Annotated in this window: 14 protein-coding genes; 12 read left to right on the forward strand and 2 right to left on the reverse strand. The window is 31.2% G+C overall.

Annotation, left to right across the window (positions count from 1 at the left end):
- Positions 1-12: 12 nt before the first annotated feature.
- From CCE28_RS08640 to rpsD, 11 genes are all read left to right on the forward strand, one after another.
- Positions 13-1,320 carry a 2-hydroxycarboxylate transporter family protein gene (locus tag CCE28_RS08640; protein WP_095133005.1) on the forward strand — a complete coding sequence of 436 codons (1,308 nt, stop codon included), beginning with the start codon at positions 13-15 and terminating at the stop codon, positions 1,318-1,320.
- Positions 1,321-1,738: 418 nt separating this feature from the next.
- The gene (locus CCE28_RS08645; RefSeq protein WP_242972937.1) at positions 1,739-2,326 is read left to right on the forward strand and encodes a sigma-70 family RNA polymerase sigma factor; all 588 of its coding nucleotides are present in this window, start codon (positions 1,739-1,741) and stop codon (positions 2,324-2,326) included.
- Positions 2,327-2,331: 5 nt separating this feature from the next.
- Positions 2,332-3,597, forward strand: a complete 1,266-nt coding sequence (locus CCE28_RS08650) for a DUF4179 domain-containing protein (protein ID WP_095133007.1) — start codon at positions 2,332-2,334, stop codon at positions 3,595-3,597.
- A gap of 172 nt (positions 3,598-3,769) precedes the next feature.
- Entirely contained in the window at positions 3,770-4,255 is a 486-nt protein-coding gene (locus CCE28_RS08655) for a permease (protein ID WP_095133009.1), read from the forward strand.
- Positions 4,252-4,785 carry a permease gene (locus CCE28_RS08660; protein ID WP_095133018.1) on the forward strand — a complete coding sequence of 178 codons (534 nt, stop codon included), beginning with the start codon at positions 4,252-4,254 and terminating at the stop codon, positions 4,783-4,785. The genes CCE28_RS08655 and CCE28_RS08660 overlap by 4 nt, the downstream gene beginning before the upstream one ends.
- Before the next feature lie 155 nt (positions 4,786-4,940).
- A complete protein-coding gene (locus CCE28_RS22740; RefSeq protein ID WP_278277535.1) occupies positions 4,941-5,072 on the forward strand; it encodes a hypothetical protein in 132 nt (43 codons plus the stop codon).
- A 433-nt stretch (positions 5,073-5,505) separates the two neighbouring features.
- Positions 5,506-7,182 (forward strand): methyl-accepting chemotaxis protein, encoded by a 1,677-nt coding sequence (locus CCE28_RS08665; protein WP_176461736.1) that lies wholly within the window; start codon positions 5,506-5,508, stop codon positions 7,180-7,182.
- Positions 7,183-7,410: 228 nt separating this feature from the next.
- On the forward strand, positions 7,411-7,983 hold the full coding sequence (locus CCE28_RS08670) for a TetR/AcrR family transcriptional regulator (RefSeq protein WP_095133022.1): 573 nt from the start codon (positions 7,411-7,413) through the stop codon (positions 7,981-7,983).
- 214 nt (positions 7,984-8,197) lie between these two features.
- Positions 8,198-9,283, forward strand: coding sequence for an efflux RND transporter periplasmic adaptor subunit (locus CCE28_RS08675; protein ID WP_176461737.1), 1,086 nt, complete (start codon positions 8,198-8,200; stop codon positions 9,281-9,283).
- A gap of 13 nt (positions 9,284-9,296) precedes the next feature.
- Positions 9,297-12,377 (forward strand): efflux RND transporter permease subunit, encoded by a 3,081-nt coding sequence (locus CCE28_RS08680; protein WP_095133026.1) that lies wholly within the window; start codon positions 9,297-9,299, stop codon positions 12,375-12,377.
- Between the two features lie 386 nt (positions 12,378-12,763).
- Entirely contained in the window at positions 12,764-13,357 is a 594-nt protein-coding gene (gene rpsD / locus CCE28_RS08685; protein ID WP_095133028.1) for a 30S ribosomal protein S4, read from the forward strand.
- Positions 13,358-13,407: 50 nt separating this feature from the next.
- On the opposite strand, the gene CCE28_RS08690 is transcribed toward rpsD, so the two are convergent.
- Together CCE28_RS08690 and CCE28_RS08695 are read right to left on the reverse strand one after the other, a co-directional pair.
- A complete protein-coding gene (locus tag CCE28_RS08690) occupies positions 13,408-13,554 on the reverse strand; it encodes a helix-turn-helix domain-containing protein (RefSeq protein ID WP_095133030.1) in 147 nt (48 codons plus the stop codon).
- Positions 13,555-13,569: 15 nt separating this feature from the next.
- Positions 13,570-14,940 carry a sigma-54 interaction domain-containing protein gene (locus tag CCE28_RS08695; protein WP_095133032.1) on the reverse strand — a complete coding sequence of 457 codons (1,371 nt, stop codon included), beginning with the start codon at positions 14,938-14,940 and terminating at the stop codon, positions 13,570-13,572.
- Between the two features lie 437 nt (positions 14,941-15,377).
- Between CCE28_RS08695 and CCE28_RS08700 the strand changes: the two genes are divergently transcribed.
- A complete protein-coding gene (locus CCE28_RS08700; protein ID WP_095133034.1) occupies positions 15,378-16,382 on the forward strand; it encodes an ornithine cyclodeaminase family protein in 1,005 nt (334 codons plus the stop codon).
- Positions 16,383-16,493: the final 111 nt, after the last annotated feature.

Here is a 16,493-nt window from a genome sequence, read left to right on the forward strand (position 1 = left end):
GGGGGAGAGAATATGTCCGTATCTTCTAATAAAGAAATTAATAAAATAGAGAATAAAGGATTTCAAATAATGGGAATTTCCCTTCCTATGTTTATGGTACTAACAGCAGTTGTTTTAGGAGCAACTTATATGGGAGCACTGCCTAAGGGAATGATTGGTGCATTCCCACTTATGATGATTGTAGGTGCAGTACTGAACGAAATAGGAAACCGTTTACCTGTAGTAAAGGATTATTTAGGTGGAGGGGCAATTGTTATTATATTTGCATCGGCGGCATTAGTAACATATGGAGTACTACCAGGAAGTTCAAAAGAAATTATGACTAATTTTATGAAGGGTGAAGGTTTTTTAAGTTTTTATATTGCAGCCCTTATAACAGGTAGTATTTTAGGTATGAATAGAAAACTTCTAATTAGTGCTTCCATAAGATATCTTCCTGTTATTATTGGTGGAGTTGTTGTATCCTTAGGATTAACTGGACTTATTGGTATGATTATGGGATACGGGGCAAAGGAAGCAATTCTTTATATAGCCATTCCAATTATGGGTGGAGGTATGGGTGCAGGAGCAGTTCCATTATCTCAAATATTCGGGCAAGTATTAGAGGTGGATCCGGCACAAATGATGTCAAAAATGGTTCCTGCCCTTGCCTTAGGAAATGCTATGGCCATTGTTGTGGCTGGATTATTAGATAAAATTGGTAAGAAAAGAACAAATCTAACGGGAAATGGGAAATTAATGAAATCACAGGATGCTGTTAAAGAGGAATCAAATGAAGTGATAAAACTTGATTATAAATTGATGGGAATAGGAATACTGCTATCTACTACTTTCTTTGTATGGGGTAAAGTATTGGCTAAGTTCATTCCTATCCACTCTTATGCTTTAATGATTATCAGTGTGGCCATAGTAAAAGTACTAGGAATTATGCCTGAAAAATACGAAAAAGGTGCATTTCAATGGTTTAGGTTTGTTATGACAAACTTCACACCAGCACTATTAGTAGGAATTGGAGTAGCATATACAGATTTAAATGCAGTTATTAATTCTTTATCAATAATATATATAGTATTAGTATTTACTACTGTGGTAGGTGCTACAATAGGCTCAGCGGCTGTAGGTCACTTCTTAGGATTCTATCCTATAGAAGCATCTATAACTGGAGGATTATGTATGGCAAATATGGGAGGAACAGGAGATGTGGCAGTACTTTCTGCAAGTAAGAGAATGGAATTAATGCCATTTGCTCAGATTTCATCACGTATTGGTGGAGCATTCATGTTAATTTTAGCTACTAGTTTATTATCAATATTTTTATAGTGTATGAGAATTTAGTTTTAAATATATAAACACAGAAAAGATCTCTATCTTAAAAGATAGAGGTCTTTTCTATGTTTAATGGGAATGCTTATAGTATATAGATAAACTATGTCCAAACAAAATGTATATAAACTTACTTCGGTCATATGAATAAAAAATATTTTATAAGGTAAGTCACTATCAGACTAAATACTACGAATCTTATAATTAGAGTAGAAGGTTCACAATTGATTACATCATAGGATGTTCTGATGTTCCACCTTATAAAAATTTTTCATTTATATTCCCTTGTAAGTAGCTAAATTTTATTGAACTTATTTAAACTTGTAGGTAGCTAAAGTTTATTGAGTTTGAAAGTGGTATATCTATATAAGAAAATATATGACTAAATAATTGGAAATTATTATATATATAAAATTTGAGACTTTTTCAATGGGTTAACAGTCTAATTAGTGAAATTGAAATTTCAATTACAAAGCAAGGAAGTGAGAATGTGATTATTGGTTTTAGAAAGAAAAAATCAGATGAGGAGAGAGAAGAAAGATTTCTCTCTTTGATAAATGAAAATCAAGAAAAACTTTATAAGATTGCATATAGTTATGTAAAAAATAAAGATGATGCTTTAGATATAGTTCAAGAGTCCGTATATAAGGCTTATATTTCATATGATAAAGTGAAAAAATCTCAATATGAAAAGACCTGGTTGACAAGGATTGTCATTAATACGGCCATTGACTTTATAAGGAAAAATAAGAAGATAGTATCAATTGATATGAATGTTATTGAAAATATAAGCCATTCTGGTAAGGATCATATTGACGAAAAGATGGCAGTAAAAGAGGCCCTAGACAAACTAAATGAAAAACAAAAGACCGTAATAATATTAAGATACTTTGAGGATATGAAGCTAGAGGAAATTGCTAATATATTGGGGGCACCTGTAAGTACTATAAAGTCTACACTTTATAGGGCATTAAAAGAAATGAAGATTGATTTAAAGGAGTAGATAATATGGATAAAAATAGTTTGACAGATTTGAAAAAAGAATATGAAGAAATTGAAATTCCTTCAGAACTTAATAATATGGTACAAATAGGAGTAGAAAGAGGTAGAGCAGAAATGAATAAACATAATAGAAATAGAAGAAGAAAGGAAATTATGAAAGTATGCGCTAGTTTTACTGTGGCCTTAACATTATTTACTGCAGGTGTAAATATGTCGCCGGCCTTTGCAGATTCATTAAAGAATATTCCTATTGTAGGGAAATTAGTGAAGGTTCTTCAATTTAATAATGGTAAATCTGGTGGCGGATCAATAACAGACAGGACAGATATAAGTGCCATAGAATCCTTTGAAAAGGAAGGATATGAGAATATTATTATAAATTTCTCACAAGATGGTCAATTACAAGAAAATGTAGGAGCATTTAAAGTAAGATATGATGAAAATCCATACACTATGACCTTCGAAATTGGGGGAGCTAGAAGGATTTCAGCAAAGGAGAACTTTGAAAAGATATTAGAGAATAAGTATGTGAAAGATATATATACAATTATCACTTTAGATGATTCTTTAATTAGATTTGTCATTGAATTTGAAGGCCCTGTAGAATACAAGGTAAAAGAGATGAAAGACCCTGCAAGTATAATAATTGGGTTAAAGAAAGATAAAAATTATGAGGAAAAGAAAACATACTCATTAAGAACGGAGTCTTACCCTAATGGAGAAACTTTAGGTATTTTAGAAGAGGAGTTTATGCCTAATAATGAAACAAGAATTCTTAAGGATGAGAATGGTCTATTCTTTGTAGAAATTCAATCCTTTGAAACTAAAAAAGAAGCAGAAAATAAATTAGAAGAGTTAAGTAAATTAACAGATAAAGTAATACTAATTGAAGAAAGAATTGGTATAAAAGAGCCAGAAAGTTATCCAGTAGAAGGAATTAATAATGAAATTAATAACAAGAATTCAAAAGAGTTAAATAGTAATGATGACTCTTTTAAGGGATTATCCCTATACCCAGTATCTATTTACGAAGATGATAACCAGTACTATGGTAATTTAGAAATTCTTGAAAAAGGATTAAATATCTATAATGAAGATACTAAAGAAAAAGTAGTGCACTATCTTGAATATGAGAATATTAAGCTTACAAAGTTATTAGGAGAAGCTTCTTATAATTTAGAAATTAAATATGATCATAAGACAATAATTATCTCTGGATTATACTCTGATTTCTTTAAGGAACTTGATAAGCATACGGAGGTTAAAGAATAATTTTCAAATAATAAGTGCTACTCTCATATGGGAGTAGTACTTATTATTTTCATACATTAAAGATAGAAAAACTTTGACAAATGGAATAAAAAGGAATATTATTAAAATTGACAACTATATTGTAATATTGCGATATGCTTATGTGTATTATGTAACAAAGAGGAGGGATATAATGAATACTTATAGCATGTATTTTTTTACAATTATATTGATTGGCATATCCTTTAAAAAGGATAAAATAAAAACTAAAAAGGCATTGAAAAAAGCATGGAAAGCCTTTTCTAATATATTACCTGAGTTCTTAGGTGTAATCATGTTAGTAGGCATACTCCTAGCTGTATTAGATCCAAATCTAATATCTAATCTGCTAGGTGAAGAATCAGGATGGATTGGAGTTATTATATCAGCCTGTGTGGGAGGAATTACATTAATTCCTGGTTTTGTAGCCTTTCCAACGGCAGCTATGCTCATTAAAAATGGAGCTGGATATATGCAAATAGGTGCATTCATATCTGCATTAATGATGGTTGGAGTTGTAACTATGCCAGTTGAAATAAAATATTTTGGAAAGAGGCTTACAATATTAAGAAATATTTTTGCATTTTTATTTTCATTTATAGTGGCTTATGTAATAGGAAAGGTAGTTGGTGGCATATGAAGCTTTTAAAAAGATACAGATTTTTTCTAATCACGGTGTTAATAATAGTGGTTATGACTATTATAAATAAAAGTTTAGGAATGAAGGCTCTTGGGGTTGTTGAATATAGTCTTAAAGAGATGATCCTCGTTATACCACCTGTATTTGTCCTTTTAGGATTATTGGATATATGGGTTCCAAGGGAAATAATGATGAAATATATGGGAGAAGGATCTGGATTAAAGGGTATAATATTAGCCATCATATTAGGATCAGCAGCAGCAGGACCTTTATATGGAGCTTTTCCAGTAGCAGGAGTATTTATGAAAAAGGGAGTAAAATTTAGTAATGTACTTATATTCATTGGAGCTTGGTCAACTACCAAGATTCCCATGTTTCTATTTGAAATGTCAGCATTAGGTACACCATTTGCCCTAACTAGATTATTAGTAGATATTCCAGGGATCATATTGATTGCATATACTTTGTGCATGCTTATATCTAAGGATGAGATGAATGACATATATAGGAAAGCTGAATTAATGGAGTAAAAGAATATAAGTTTAGAGAGCGGACAGTCCCATTTAAGGAGGGACTGTTTTTTAGTATATTATATTTTAAAATGAAATGTCGAAATTTGCGATAAAAAAATGTAGGATTTTTTGTTTTTGTGTAGAAATAAATATAGTAAGAGGGGGGAGTTAAAATGGATAAAAGAATAGCAGAGATAGTAGAAAAAATATTAATTAAGTTAGATAATTTGGAAATGGAAGGGAATAATATAGGTTTACAAGGAAATTATATTAATGAAAATTCTACAGAGTCCAAAGTAATGTAGTTAGATTTTAATGTAAGGTAACAACTATATTCTCTCTTATACATGAATATACTTTCTAATTAATAGAGTAACTATTTAGGAATTACGTATTTTATTTAGTTTTATATAATTAAAATATAAGGGTTGAAAGTGATTAAATCATTTTCAACCTTTTTTATTGTCTAAGAAAGTTAATTAATATAAAACGTATAAATCAATAAAAAAGAAGAGGGTGTAGGGGAAAAGTTCCCCTGCCTGCTTTGAAGGAAGGTGCTCAGATTGCGATAGCATACGCCTGCGGAAACTATAGGGTTTCCTAGCGAAGCATAGGTCGTATATCTTTTTTATTAAATAATGATAAATATTATCAATAGAATGTTGTAATATATTGGCGTATATTGTAAAATTTTATATGGAATGTCATATTTTAATACATTTTATAAGGAGGAAGAATATGTTTACAAATTCGGTAAATAAGAAGATCGCTCTCATATTGGGCATCGTATTTTCTATATTTGTTATTACAATGATACAACTACTGTTCACATTTAGTTCTTTAAATGATGATGGTGTGGCTATTAACTTATCAGGAAGTCAACGTATGCGGACTATGCTACTTAGCAATTATTCTTTAATGTATAAGAATGGGAAAGAAGGAACTCTTTCCGTTAAAGAAGATGAAATTAAGAAGATATTAACGGAAGAACTTGCTAAATACAAAAAGATTATGGTGGCCCTTGAAAAGGGGGACTCTAGTTTAAATATTTCAGCTAATAGTGATGAAGATATATTAAAAGCGTTAAACGGATTAAAAGAGGATGTAGATAAATATTCTAAATCCGTTGAAAATGTTATTAATGGAATTGATATGGATAAGAATGTGACGTATATAGTAGATAATGCTTTGAGTATAAAGAATAAGATTAACAATGTAGTACAAATGTATCAATCAAAGTATGATATGAAAATTAACAAATTTAAAACAGTATTATACATATATTTTGTCATAGGCATAATAGTACTATTTGTTGGTATGAGAATATCAAATAAAATAATCGTTACACCTATTAAGAGAATAACAGATAAACTTGGAGAGATAGCTGGTGGTGGCGGTGATTTAACTCAAGAGATAGAACACAAAAGTAATGATGAAATAGGTTTATTGGCCACTAATTTTAATACTTTCCTTGGAAATATACGTAATATGGTAGGCGTAATTAATGAAACATCTACAAAAGTTCTTGAACTATCAACTACTATGCATGGAACTACGGAGGAGGTAGCTATTATATCAACTAGACTTGCAGATTCTATAACAGAGATTGCACAAGGGGCCACTAATCAAGCTGAAGATGTTCATGTAATGGTTGAAAATATTAATGAGCTTGGAGATGAAATTCGAGGAATTAACGAACTTTCAGTAGATATGAAAGAATTTTCAACTGAGGTTATAACTTTAAACAATGGTAATAGAGAGAATGTGGACATGCTTTATAATCATAGTATAGAAAATCTTAAAGCATCAGATGAAATTAATAGTGCTATAGGGAAGCTTTATAATAATGCAAATAAGATAAATACCATAACGGAAGTTATTGATGGAATAGCTAATCAAACTAATCTTCTTGCTCTAAATGCTTCCATAGAAGCAGCTAGGGCAGGAGAAAATGGTAGAGGATTTGCCGTTGTGGCTAATGAAATAAGTTCACTGGCAGAACAATCAGCCACATCTACAAATGAAATATCTCAGTTAGTTGGGCAAATACAAAGTGATGTGGAGAACACTAAGAACCTAATGGGACGCATTATGGAGCTTACTATGGAACAGTCCAGTGCAGTTAAAGTTACTAAGGGAGACTTTGAATCCATATCGTCAACTCTTAATGGGATAGTAGGAAAAATAGAGGATGTAAATAAGAAGATTACAGTAGTAGATGATCATAAGAATGAAGTCGTTAATTCAATACATAGTATTTCTGCAGTATCGGAGGAGGCAGCAGCATCCACAGAAGAAGTGGCAGCATTTTCAGATGAATTTCAACACTCTGTGGGAGATATTAATATGGTTACGGCAAGTTTAAAGACAACAGCTGAAGATTTATCAAATCTTATAAGTAAATTTAAATATTAATAAAAATTTTATATAGGACAAAATGAGAAATAATTAATATTAATTATTTCTCATTTTGTTTGACTATTAATGAAAAGGGTGATAGAATCTTATTGCCGAATGAACATTCGATCTATAAATATTCTATCAAACAAATATTATTACATACATTAAAATAAGGATCGTTGACAAGGGCATAGTAATGTTATAATCTAATTTTAAAGTTAGATTAATGTGGAGTTGATTTCAATGGCTAAGGATAATATAGATAGAAGACAAATAGTATTAGATACGGCACTGAAAATGATTGTTGAGAATGGAATACAAGCTGCATCTATGGGTAAAATTTCTAAAGAATCAGGGGTAGCGGTAGGCACCATATATCATCATTTTTCTAGTAAGGAAGATCTTATTAGAGAACTTTACAAAGAGGTAAACATGAAAATCTTAAAAAAGTTTATTAGTATACCTAAAGGAGATAAGCCCTATGAGACCTTTTGTAATCTCATTAAAAGTATAATTAGCTATGGATTAGAAAATCCAGATGAATATGAATTTATGGAGAGGTATTCTCGAAATCCTGTCATAGGGAAAGCGTTAAAAATGGAAATGGAACAGATGCTGAGGAAAGAAAGTAGTAATTTTTTCAACAATATACCAACTAAAAAAAACGTAAAGGAACTTCCATATGATTTATCCTCCATTTATATTAGTGGGGCCATTTCTGAATTTATTAGAGCACAAATATATGAGGAAATTCAAGTGGATAATGAACATACTGATATATTTATTAAAATGATCTGGAACGGATTGACTAAATAGTAGAAGTGACAAATTGATGTTTTACATATCATCAATTTTTTGACGGCAACAGAATGAATGTTCAGTCTATTGTTTTTTAAAACAAATAATATAGAATGAACGTTCAGTTGTAAAAGTGGTAATTTGGGATCTCGTGAGATAAAAACACAATATTACAGTAATTTGAAGATAATTCAATAAAAAATTATTAAGGGAGAAAGGAATGTTAGAAAAGATGAAAAAAATAATATCATTGGGAATGGCATTTATGCTGATGTTTTCTTTAGCAGGTTGTGAGAAAGCACAAGCAGATGAAAAAAATGAAAGAGTTAAAGCAGTTAAGGTACAAGAACTTGCAACTGATAAAAAACCTGTTAGCTTAGATTATATAGGTACAGTTGATTCTAAGGACATTACTAAATATGGATTTAAATCAAATGGTAAAGTAAGTTCAATTAATGTAGAAAAGGGACATAAGGTAAAAGTAGGGCAGATACTGGCTACATTAGATAATTCAGATATTAACTTCCAATTAACGGCAGCTAAAGGTGTATTAGATGGGGCAGAACTAAATATTAAAAAGGCAAAAGATGCACTAGATTATGATAGAGAATATTTTGCTAAAATAAAGAACTTATTTGAACAAAAGGCAATATCTAAAGATGATTATGACAAGGTGAATTTAAAATTAGAACAAAGTGAAGCGGCTTATTTACAAGCCCAAGCCCAATATGAACAGTCAAAGGCAGATTATGGATATAAGACTAACTTAATGAATGATTCAGTTCTAAAGGCTAAAAAAGAAGGTGTAGTACTAGATTTAATGGCTGAAGAAAATGAATTAGTAGGATCATATAATCCAGTAGTAGTTATTAGGAGTAATGAACAAATTGTAAATGTGGGAATTGCTCAAAGAGATATTAATAAGATAAAGTTAGGTCAAAGTGTAGAAGTTAATGTGGAAGGAGCTAAAGCTTCAGGAGTAGTAACAAATATTTCTGAAGTACCAGATGAGGAGAGTAGAACTTATAATGTGGAAGTGACAGTTAACGAAGGTAAATATAGATTGGGATCTATTGCAAATGTGGATTTTCCTATAGGAGAAGAGTCAGGTATATGGGTGCCAGTAACGGCTATATTCTCTAATGGAGAAGATTATGTATATGTAGTGGAAGGTGATAGGGCTTTTAAAAGAACTATAAACATAGAAAAAATATCTGATAATAAAATGTTGGTAAAGGGACTAAAAGTGTCAGAAAAAATTGCCATAAGTGGTATGAAAAATTTAGATGATGGAAGCAAAGTGAAAATAGTTGAGTAGAGAGGTCATCCTTATGAAAAGTATAATAAAAAAGCTTATAGAAAAAAGAGTAATAGTAATGTTTTTAGCAGTGTTAATAGCACTGGGAGGAGCTTTTAGTTATCATGTATTACCAAGGCAGGAAAGCCCTGACGTATCAGCCCCTTTTGCTCTTATAATAACCCCTTATCCCGGAGCATCACCTAATGATGTTAAACAATTAGTGACAAAAAAAATAGAAGATAAGATGATAGAGTTAGATGGTTTTGATAAAGTAGAAGGAACTTCTAAAGAAGGTTTATCCATTGTAACGGTGGCCTTTGATAGTGAGGTAAATAACGACAAAGCTATGCAAGATGTAAGAAATGCAGTGGCAGATGCTCAAGCTCAATTACCTGGTGGGACTATACCTAGTGAAGTAAATACGAACCTAATAGAAACAGCTGGGATTATCATAAGTTTATCAGGAGATAATTACACTTATGAACAATTAGAATCCTTTGGAGAGCTGTTTAAGGATAAATTAGCCGATGTAGATGGCGTATCAAAATTTAGTATAGAAGGTAAAGTTAATAAAGAGGTAAAGATAGTTATAGATATAGAAAAATTAAATCAGTATGGAATTGGAATAGATGATGTTGATAGTATATTACAAGCACAGAATATAGAAATCCCATCTGGAGATATAGCCTATGGGAAAGATAAAATTACTGTAAAGACACCAGGTATATTTACTTCCATAAAGGATGTGGAAAATACTATAATAGGAATATCTTCTCAGACTGGAAGTTCTATAAGGCTACGTGATGTGGCAGATGTATATATGGGTCTTGAAGATGGAGCAGAAAAGTATAAACAAAACGGGAAAAATGCAGTTTTATTAACTGGATATTTTAAAGATGGAAAAAACGTAGTATTAATAGGTAAGGACGTAAGAATTAAAATAGATGAAGTAAAGGCTCAGTTACCAGAAGATTTAAAAGTAGATGAAGTTATATATCAACCTGACGATGTGGCAAAATCAGTTAATGATTTTATGATAAACCTGGTAGAAGGTGTACTTTTAGTTGTCGTAGTAGTGTTTTTAGGGTTAGGAATGAGAAATGCACTAGTAGTATCGGCAGCAATACCTATGTCCATATTAATAACTTTTATAGTTATGTATTTATCTGGAATTAGAATACACCAAATGTCTTTAACAGCACTAATAGTAGCACTTGGGATACTAGTTGATAATGCCATAGTTATTAGTGATACTATACAGGTTAGAATAGATAATGGAGAAAATCCTTTAGAAGCATCTGAAAAGGGAACTATACTATCCTCTTTACCTATATTTACTGCAACATTAACAACTATAGCAGCTTTCTCACCGTTGTTAGGGTTACCAGGGGTAGCTGGAGATTTCTTAAAGGCAATACCACAAGTTCTTATAATCTCCATAATAGCAGCTTATGTGGTATCCATGTTTATAACACCAGCCATGTGTGCTATGTTGTTTAAAAAGAGTAAAAAGAAAAATGGCAAAGAGGGAACATTAAGAAAGTTCTTTAGTACTACCTTAAAAAGTGCTTTAAAACGCTCTAAGGTTGTAACTATAGGAATCTTTGTAATACTTATATTAGTAGTAAAAACATTGATGCCCCAATTACCATCTGAGTTTTTCCCTTATACGGATAAGAATGTATTTTATGTGGAGATGAATTCGGAGGCATCATCTAATGTAGATGCCACAGAAGAACTTACAGATGAGGTAGTAAACTTATTAAAAACTGTACCAGAGGTAACTAATTATACAGTGGCAGTGGGTAATGGTCTTCCAAAGTTTTATATATCTATGCCACCAGCACTACCATCTAGTGACTATGGGCAAATGCTTTGTAAGTTTGACTTAGAAAAGGGAGATAATAGATTTAATAGTAATAAAGAATTAATTAACCATATACAAGAACTATTAGATGAAAACATATCTACAGGAGTATGTAAAGCTAGATTATTAGCTAATGCTAAGCCAGCAGATGCAAAGGCCATTTTAAAATTATCTGGAGATAACTTAGATAGACTAACAGAAGTGGCTAACTTACTTAAAAAAGAAATTAGTACTATTGAAGGTGTTGCTAGTGTAGAACACAATATGAAAGATAAAATATATCAAATTGAAGTAGATGTAGACGAAGATAAAGCTATTAATATGGGGATTACTAAATACGATGTGCAAAAGCAAATAAATATGGCTTTATACGGTAAAAAATCTTCTGTATATAGAAAAAATGGTAAAGAGTATAATATAAAGGTAGAAAGTAATATTAAGAATATTTCAATGCTTGAAAATATGAAGATAAAATCTTCAATGACAGGTAAGAAAGTTCCTTTAAAGCAATTTGCCGCAGTAGGATATTCTGGCAAATTAGATACCATAAGCACATACAATAGAGATCAGACAGTGACCATATTAGTAAAAGAATTACCAAGATATAATCCAACGGATTTGGAAAATACAATAGAGTTTGATTTACTTCCTAAATTAGATACTACAGGGACAAAGATAATGTTTGACGGAGAGAGAGAAGAAGTAAATGGTAACTTTAGTGTGGTTGGATTGCTAGCAGGATTATCAATAGTGATAATATACATTATATTAGTAATACAGTTTGATTCCTTCATACAACCAGTAGTAATACTAACTACAGTACCCCTGTCTTTAATAGGGTCTATAGTTGGATTATACCTATTTAAGCAACCATTATCATTAACAGCATTCCTGGGTATAATCGCCTTGGTAGGATTAGTTGTTAAAAACGGTATACTATTAATTGAGTACATGAATGAATCTAGGGAAAATGGTTATAACATAAACGAAGCTTGTATAGATGCAGTAGATAAGAGATTTAATGCTATTATATTAAGTGCTGGAACCACTATAATAGGATTAATACCACTTGCTCTTGCTAATAGTAGTTTATTTACACCTATGGCCGTATCATTAATGTTTGGATTGTTAGTATCTACTTTCTTAACTATGGTAGTAATACCAGTTATATATAGCTTAATTGAAACATTTTTAATGAATAGGAGAAAAAGAGAAAATAATGTATCTAATGAAATAACTGAATAAATTAGTGAAAGGCCTTTGTTCTTATGGGAGAACAGAGGCTTTTTTTACTTACTAGGAAATTATTAAAATAAATTATAATTTCCTATTTACAAAATGGAAAGATGAGGATATAATAAAGATACGATAATGATAATCATTATCAAACAATAAAAATTATGGCGTATGTATATCTTGCTGTTATAAATCGCCGAAAATTTTACGCTTTTAAAAATCTCTTAGACTGGTCATCTAAGAAAAAAAGTTTGTTTTATTAGGGCAGGGAAAAATTCTCGATTTTCCCTGCCCTAATAAAGAATCTATGTGAAAAAAATGAAACTAATGAAATGGCATATTTATCTGATATATTACCGCGGCAAAAAATATTAATGATAATATGGAGGTATAATATGGCTAAAATGATGGGTCCACGTTTTAAACAATGTAGAAGATTAGGATTAAATGTATGTGGACATCCAAAGGCAATGAATCGTGCAACAAAAGGTACTAGTAGAGCTGATAGAAAGCTTTCAGATTATGGACGTCAGCTTCTTGAAAAACAAAGATTAAGAGCTTACTATGGAGTGATGGAAAAACAATTTAGAAGATATGTGGAAAAGGCAATGGATTCTCCTAGATTAACTAATGAAGTTTTAGTAGAATTTCTAGAATGTAGATTAGATAATTTAGTATATAGAATGGGATTTGCTAGTTCATCACGTCAAGCTAGACAAATGGTAAATCATGGACATATTCTAGTAAATGGTAAGAAGGTAGATAGACCCTCTTTCAGAGTTAAGGTGGGGGATGAATTAAGTTTAAGAGAAAAATCACAACAAGTAGGTATATTCAAAGAAAATTTCCAAGATGGAAATGGATTCAATCTACCATATATAGAAAAGAATGTGGACAAATTTACAGGAAAATTAATTAGTATGCCAAACAGAAAAGATGTTCCTATTGAAATCAATGATCAATTGGTTATAGAATTCTATTCTAGATAGGAAAAGTAAGGAGGATGTTAAAATCCTCCTTATTTAAATTAAAGTCTTTTTTAATCTAATAATCTATATTTATTAATTTTGTTATAGAGAGTTGCTAAGGAAATTCCTAATACCTTAGCAATTTCTATTTTACTAGTATAGGATGAGCCATACTTATCAATAGCTCTTTGAAGCATAATTTTTTCTGCCTTATCCAAAGGCAGTATTATATCTCATGTATCTGCTGAAATGACTGTTTCATTAGATGATATGAATTTTAAATCCGTTCCTTTAATCTCCCTATTATCCCTAGTACTTATTACTACCCTTTCTAAAACATTTTCTAACTCTCTAATATTACCTGGCCAATTATATTGGGCAATTATTTTCATTGCATCGCTAGTAAAGATTTTAAAGGGCTTTCCTAACTTTCTACAGGTTTTTTTCATAATAAAATCTATTAGATGGGGAAGATCTTCTTTTCTATCCCTTAGGGGAGGTAATTCTATATTAAGAACATTTAATCTATAGAATAAATCTTCCCTAAAAGTGCCTTCCTTAACCATCTCTTTTAAGTTCCTATTTGTGGCTGAGATTATTCTTATATTTAGAGGGATAGGGCTCTCACCGCCAACTCTATGGATTTTTCTCTCCTGTAAGGCTCTGAGTAATTTGACTTGAAGGAGAGGATCCATATCTCCAATTTCATCTAAAAATATGGTTCCGCCATTTGCTAATTCAAATTTTCCAAGTTTTTTCTTAAAAGCTCCTGTAAAGGCTCCCTTTTCGTGGCCAAATAATTCACTTTCTAAAAGATTAAGGGGAACGGCAGAACAGTTAATGCTTATAAATGGCTGTTTAGATCTATTACTAGAGTTATGGATGGCATTTGCTATTACTTCTTTACCAGTTCCAGTCTCACCCTGAATTAGTACGGTGGCATCCGTATGGGAGGCTATTTTTCCCATTTCAATACATCTTTCCATATTAGAACAAGACCCTATTAAATCATCAAATGTATAAGTTGCAGAGGCTATATTGCTTATTTTTTCTGATAAGGTTTTCAATTTGTTTTTACTCTCATTTAATTTTTTAGTTAAAACTATAACTTCTTTGATATCGTTAGTTACGGCAATGGCTCCTAATAATTTGCCATTGTAGTATATGGGGGCAGCACTAGATACTAATTCTGTAGGACTGCCACTTGGATAATTTCTTACGTTGCTTACCCTTTTCCCCGTTTGAATAACTTGTACTAAACTGCCATCCTTAGACACATCAAATACGCTTTTTTTTAGCCTATCATTCTTTTTTACTCCAACTATACTTAAGAAAGCCGGATTAATATACTGGATTATACCGTGGCTATCTACAATCTGAACTGCTATAGGGATAATATCCAACATTTTTATGAGTACTTCTCTACTTATTAAAATATCTGATAGGGACTTTATACAATCCTTTTCACCTTCAGTTAAATTACAATTTTCCTGTTCGGAAATTATTTTAGATATGATTAAACTAGTATTTAACAAAGAGGAAGAATCTAATGGCTTAAAAGAATTCCAAGAAATTTGGGAAAATGCGTTTTCCATGAGTTTCATTTCATATCCCACCTATTAAAGTAAATTTTTATTATTTGGTTTAGAGATTATCTAAATTTATATATTCTACATAAGGATAGGTTAAACCTTCGACGAAAATTGTGGAAATATGTAGAATTTACAGAAAAATCTAAAGATTATATATAATTTCTAAAAATTAGAAATATATTTTGGATCAGGAAATAAATGTAAAAGAGCTGTATATGAGTGTACAACCTTGCTTGGTGGAAAAATTGGATTTTTTTAAATATGGCACAACAATTGCAAATATATAAGAGCGAGAATATATTTCCTTTATAATCACATGAAAAGACATTAGAGAGGAGGCATATAAAGACTTAACAAAGTATAAAATTAGCCAATTGTTATAATCTAAAGATTTTTTCAGTTGGCTCACAAAATAAAATTACTAACTATTATCTAAGGGGGCAATAAAAATGGAAAGTACAATTTTATTAAGTCAAGGAGACATTAAAGAAGTTTTAACTATGAAGGATGTTGTGGAAATTTGTGATAAAACTTTTGTAGGATTTGGAGAAGGAACTACTATAAACCCTACTAAAGTAGGTTTAGATTTAGGAGAAAAGGCAGCATATCCTCCTTATGAAGGATTTATGAATGCTATGCCTGCATACGTAGGATGGTGTGACTCTGCAGGGATTAAGTGGGCCGGTGGATTACTAGGAGAAAGAAAAAAAGCTGGATTACCTTATATAACATCTATGATTCTTTTAATGAATCCTAAAATGGGTAACTTTACTGCAGCCATGGATGGAGCATTAATCACTAACTGGAGAACAGGATCACAAGCTGCTATTAGTTTAAAGTATACTATCACTCATAAGAAAAATATTAAGATTGCCATCTACGGAGCCGGAATGCAAGGACGTACTTCAACTATGGCGATATCTCAAATATTCGATATAGATGAGTTAAGAGTATATGACTTATATAAGAGTGCTGGAGAGAAATTTAAAGAAGATATGAAAGAATATGTTAAGGGCGAAATCGTAGTTGTAGAAAATCCTGAAGATGCAGCTAAGGATGTGGATGCAATTATAACTGTTACTCAATCTAAAAACAAGTTCTTAAAGAACGAATGGATAAAGCCAGGAATGGTAGTAGTACCTATGGGATCTTACCAAGAGTGTGATGATGAGTTTATCCTTAGTGCAGACAAGATTATGGTAGACCATGTAGGACAATGTCTGCATAGAGGAGTTTTAAAAGAATTAGCAGAAGCAGGAAAAATTACAGAAGAAACTCTATATGCAACTATAGGTGAAGTAGCAGCTGGTAAGAAAGCAGCTGGAATTAAAAGTGACGAGCGTATATTATGTGTACCAATCGGTACTGGTGCTATGGATATTGCCATTGCAACTGTAGTTAGGGACAGAGCAATTGAAAAGGGATTAGGAGATAATTTTGCATTTGTAGTCTAGTTTTTATTTAACTATCTATTATCTACGTGAATTTAGAAAAATTTAATATGGGCAGGAAAATGTTTTCCTGCCTTCTTTTTAAAAGATAGGAAGATTACGAAAAGTAAAGGA

The organism is Anaeromicrobium sediminis, assembly GCF_002270055.1.
Lineage (GTDB): Bacteria > Bacillota > Clostridia > Peptostreptococcales > Thermotaleaceae > Anaeromicrobium > Anaeromicrobium sediminis.

What these genes read in the sequence shown, in the direction of transcription:
- CCE28_RS08640 (WP_095133005.1), top strand. Translation starts at nt 13, where the DNA reads ATGTCCGTATCTTCTAATAAAGAAATTAATAAAATAGAGAATAAAGGA.
- CCE28_RS08650 (WP_095133007.1), top strand. Translation starts at nt 2,332, where the DNA reads ATGGATAAAAATAGTTTGACAGATTTGAAAAAAGAATATGAAGAAATT.
- CCE28_RS08655 (WP_095133009.1), top strand. Translation starts at nt 3,770, where the DNA reads ATGAATACTTATAGCATGTATTTTTTTACAATTATATTGATTGGCATA.
- CCE28_RS08660 (WP_095133018.1), top strand. Translation starts at nt 4,252, where the DNA reads ATGAAGCTTTTAAAAAGATACAGATTTTTTCTAATCACGGTGTTAATA.
- CCE28_RS22740 (WP_278277535.1), top strand. Translation starts at nt 4,941, where the DNA reads ATGGATAAAAGAATAGCAGAGATAGTAGAAAAAATATTAATTAAGTTA.
- CCE28_RS08665 (WP_176461736.1), top strand. Translation starts at nt 5,506, where the DNA reads ATGTTTACAAATTCGGTAAATAAGAAGATCGCTCTCATATTGGGCATC.
- CCE28_RS08670 (WP_095133022.1), top strand. Translation starts at nt 7,411, where the DNA reads ATGGCTAAGGATAATATAGATAGAAGACAAATAGTATTAGATACGGCA.
- CCE28_RS08675 (WP_176461737.1), top strand. Translation starts at nt 8,198, where the DNA reads ATGAAAAAAATAATATCATTGGGAATGGCATTTATGCTGATGTTTTCT.
- CCE28_RS08680 (WP_095133026.1), top strand. Translation starts at nt 9,297, where the DNA reads ATGAAAAGTATAATAAAAAAGCTTATAGAAAAAAGAGTAATAGTAATG.
- rpsD (WP_095133028.1), top strand. Translation starts at nt 12,764, where the DNA reads ATGGCTAAAATGATGGGTCCACGTTTTAAACAATGTAGAAGATTAGGA.
- CCE28_RS08695 (WP_095133032.1), bottom strand. Translation starts at nt 14,940, where the DNA reads ATGAAACTCATGGAAAACGCATTTTCCCAAATTTCTTGGAATTCTTTT.
- CCE28_RS08700 (WP_095133034.1), top strand. Translation starts at nt 15,378, where the DNA reads ATGGAAAGTACAATTTTATTAAGTCAAGGAGACATTAAAGAAGTTTTA.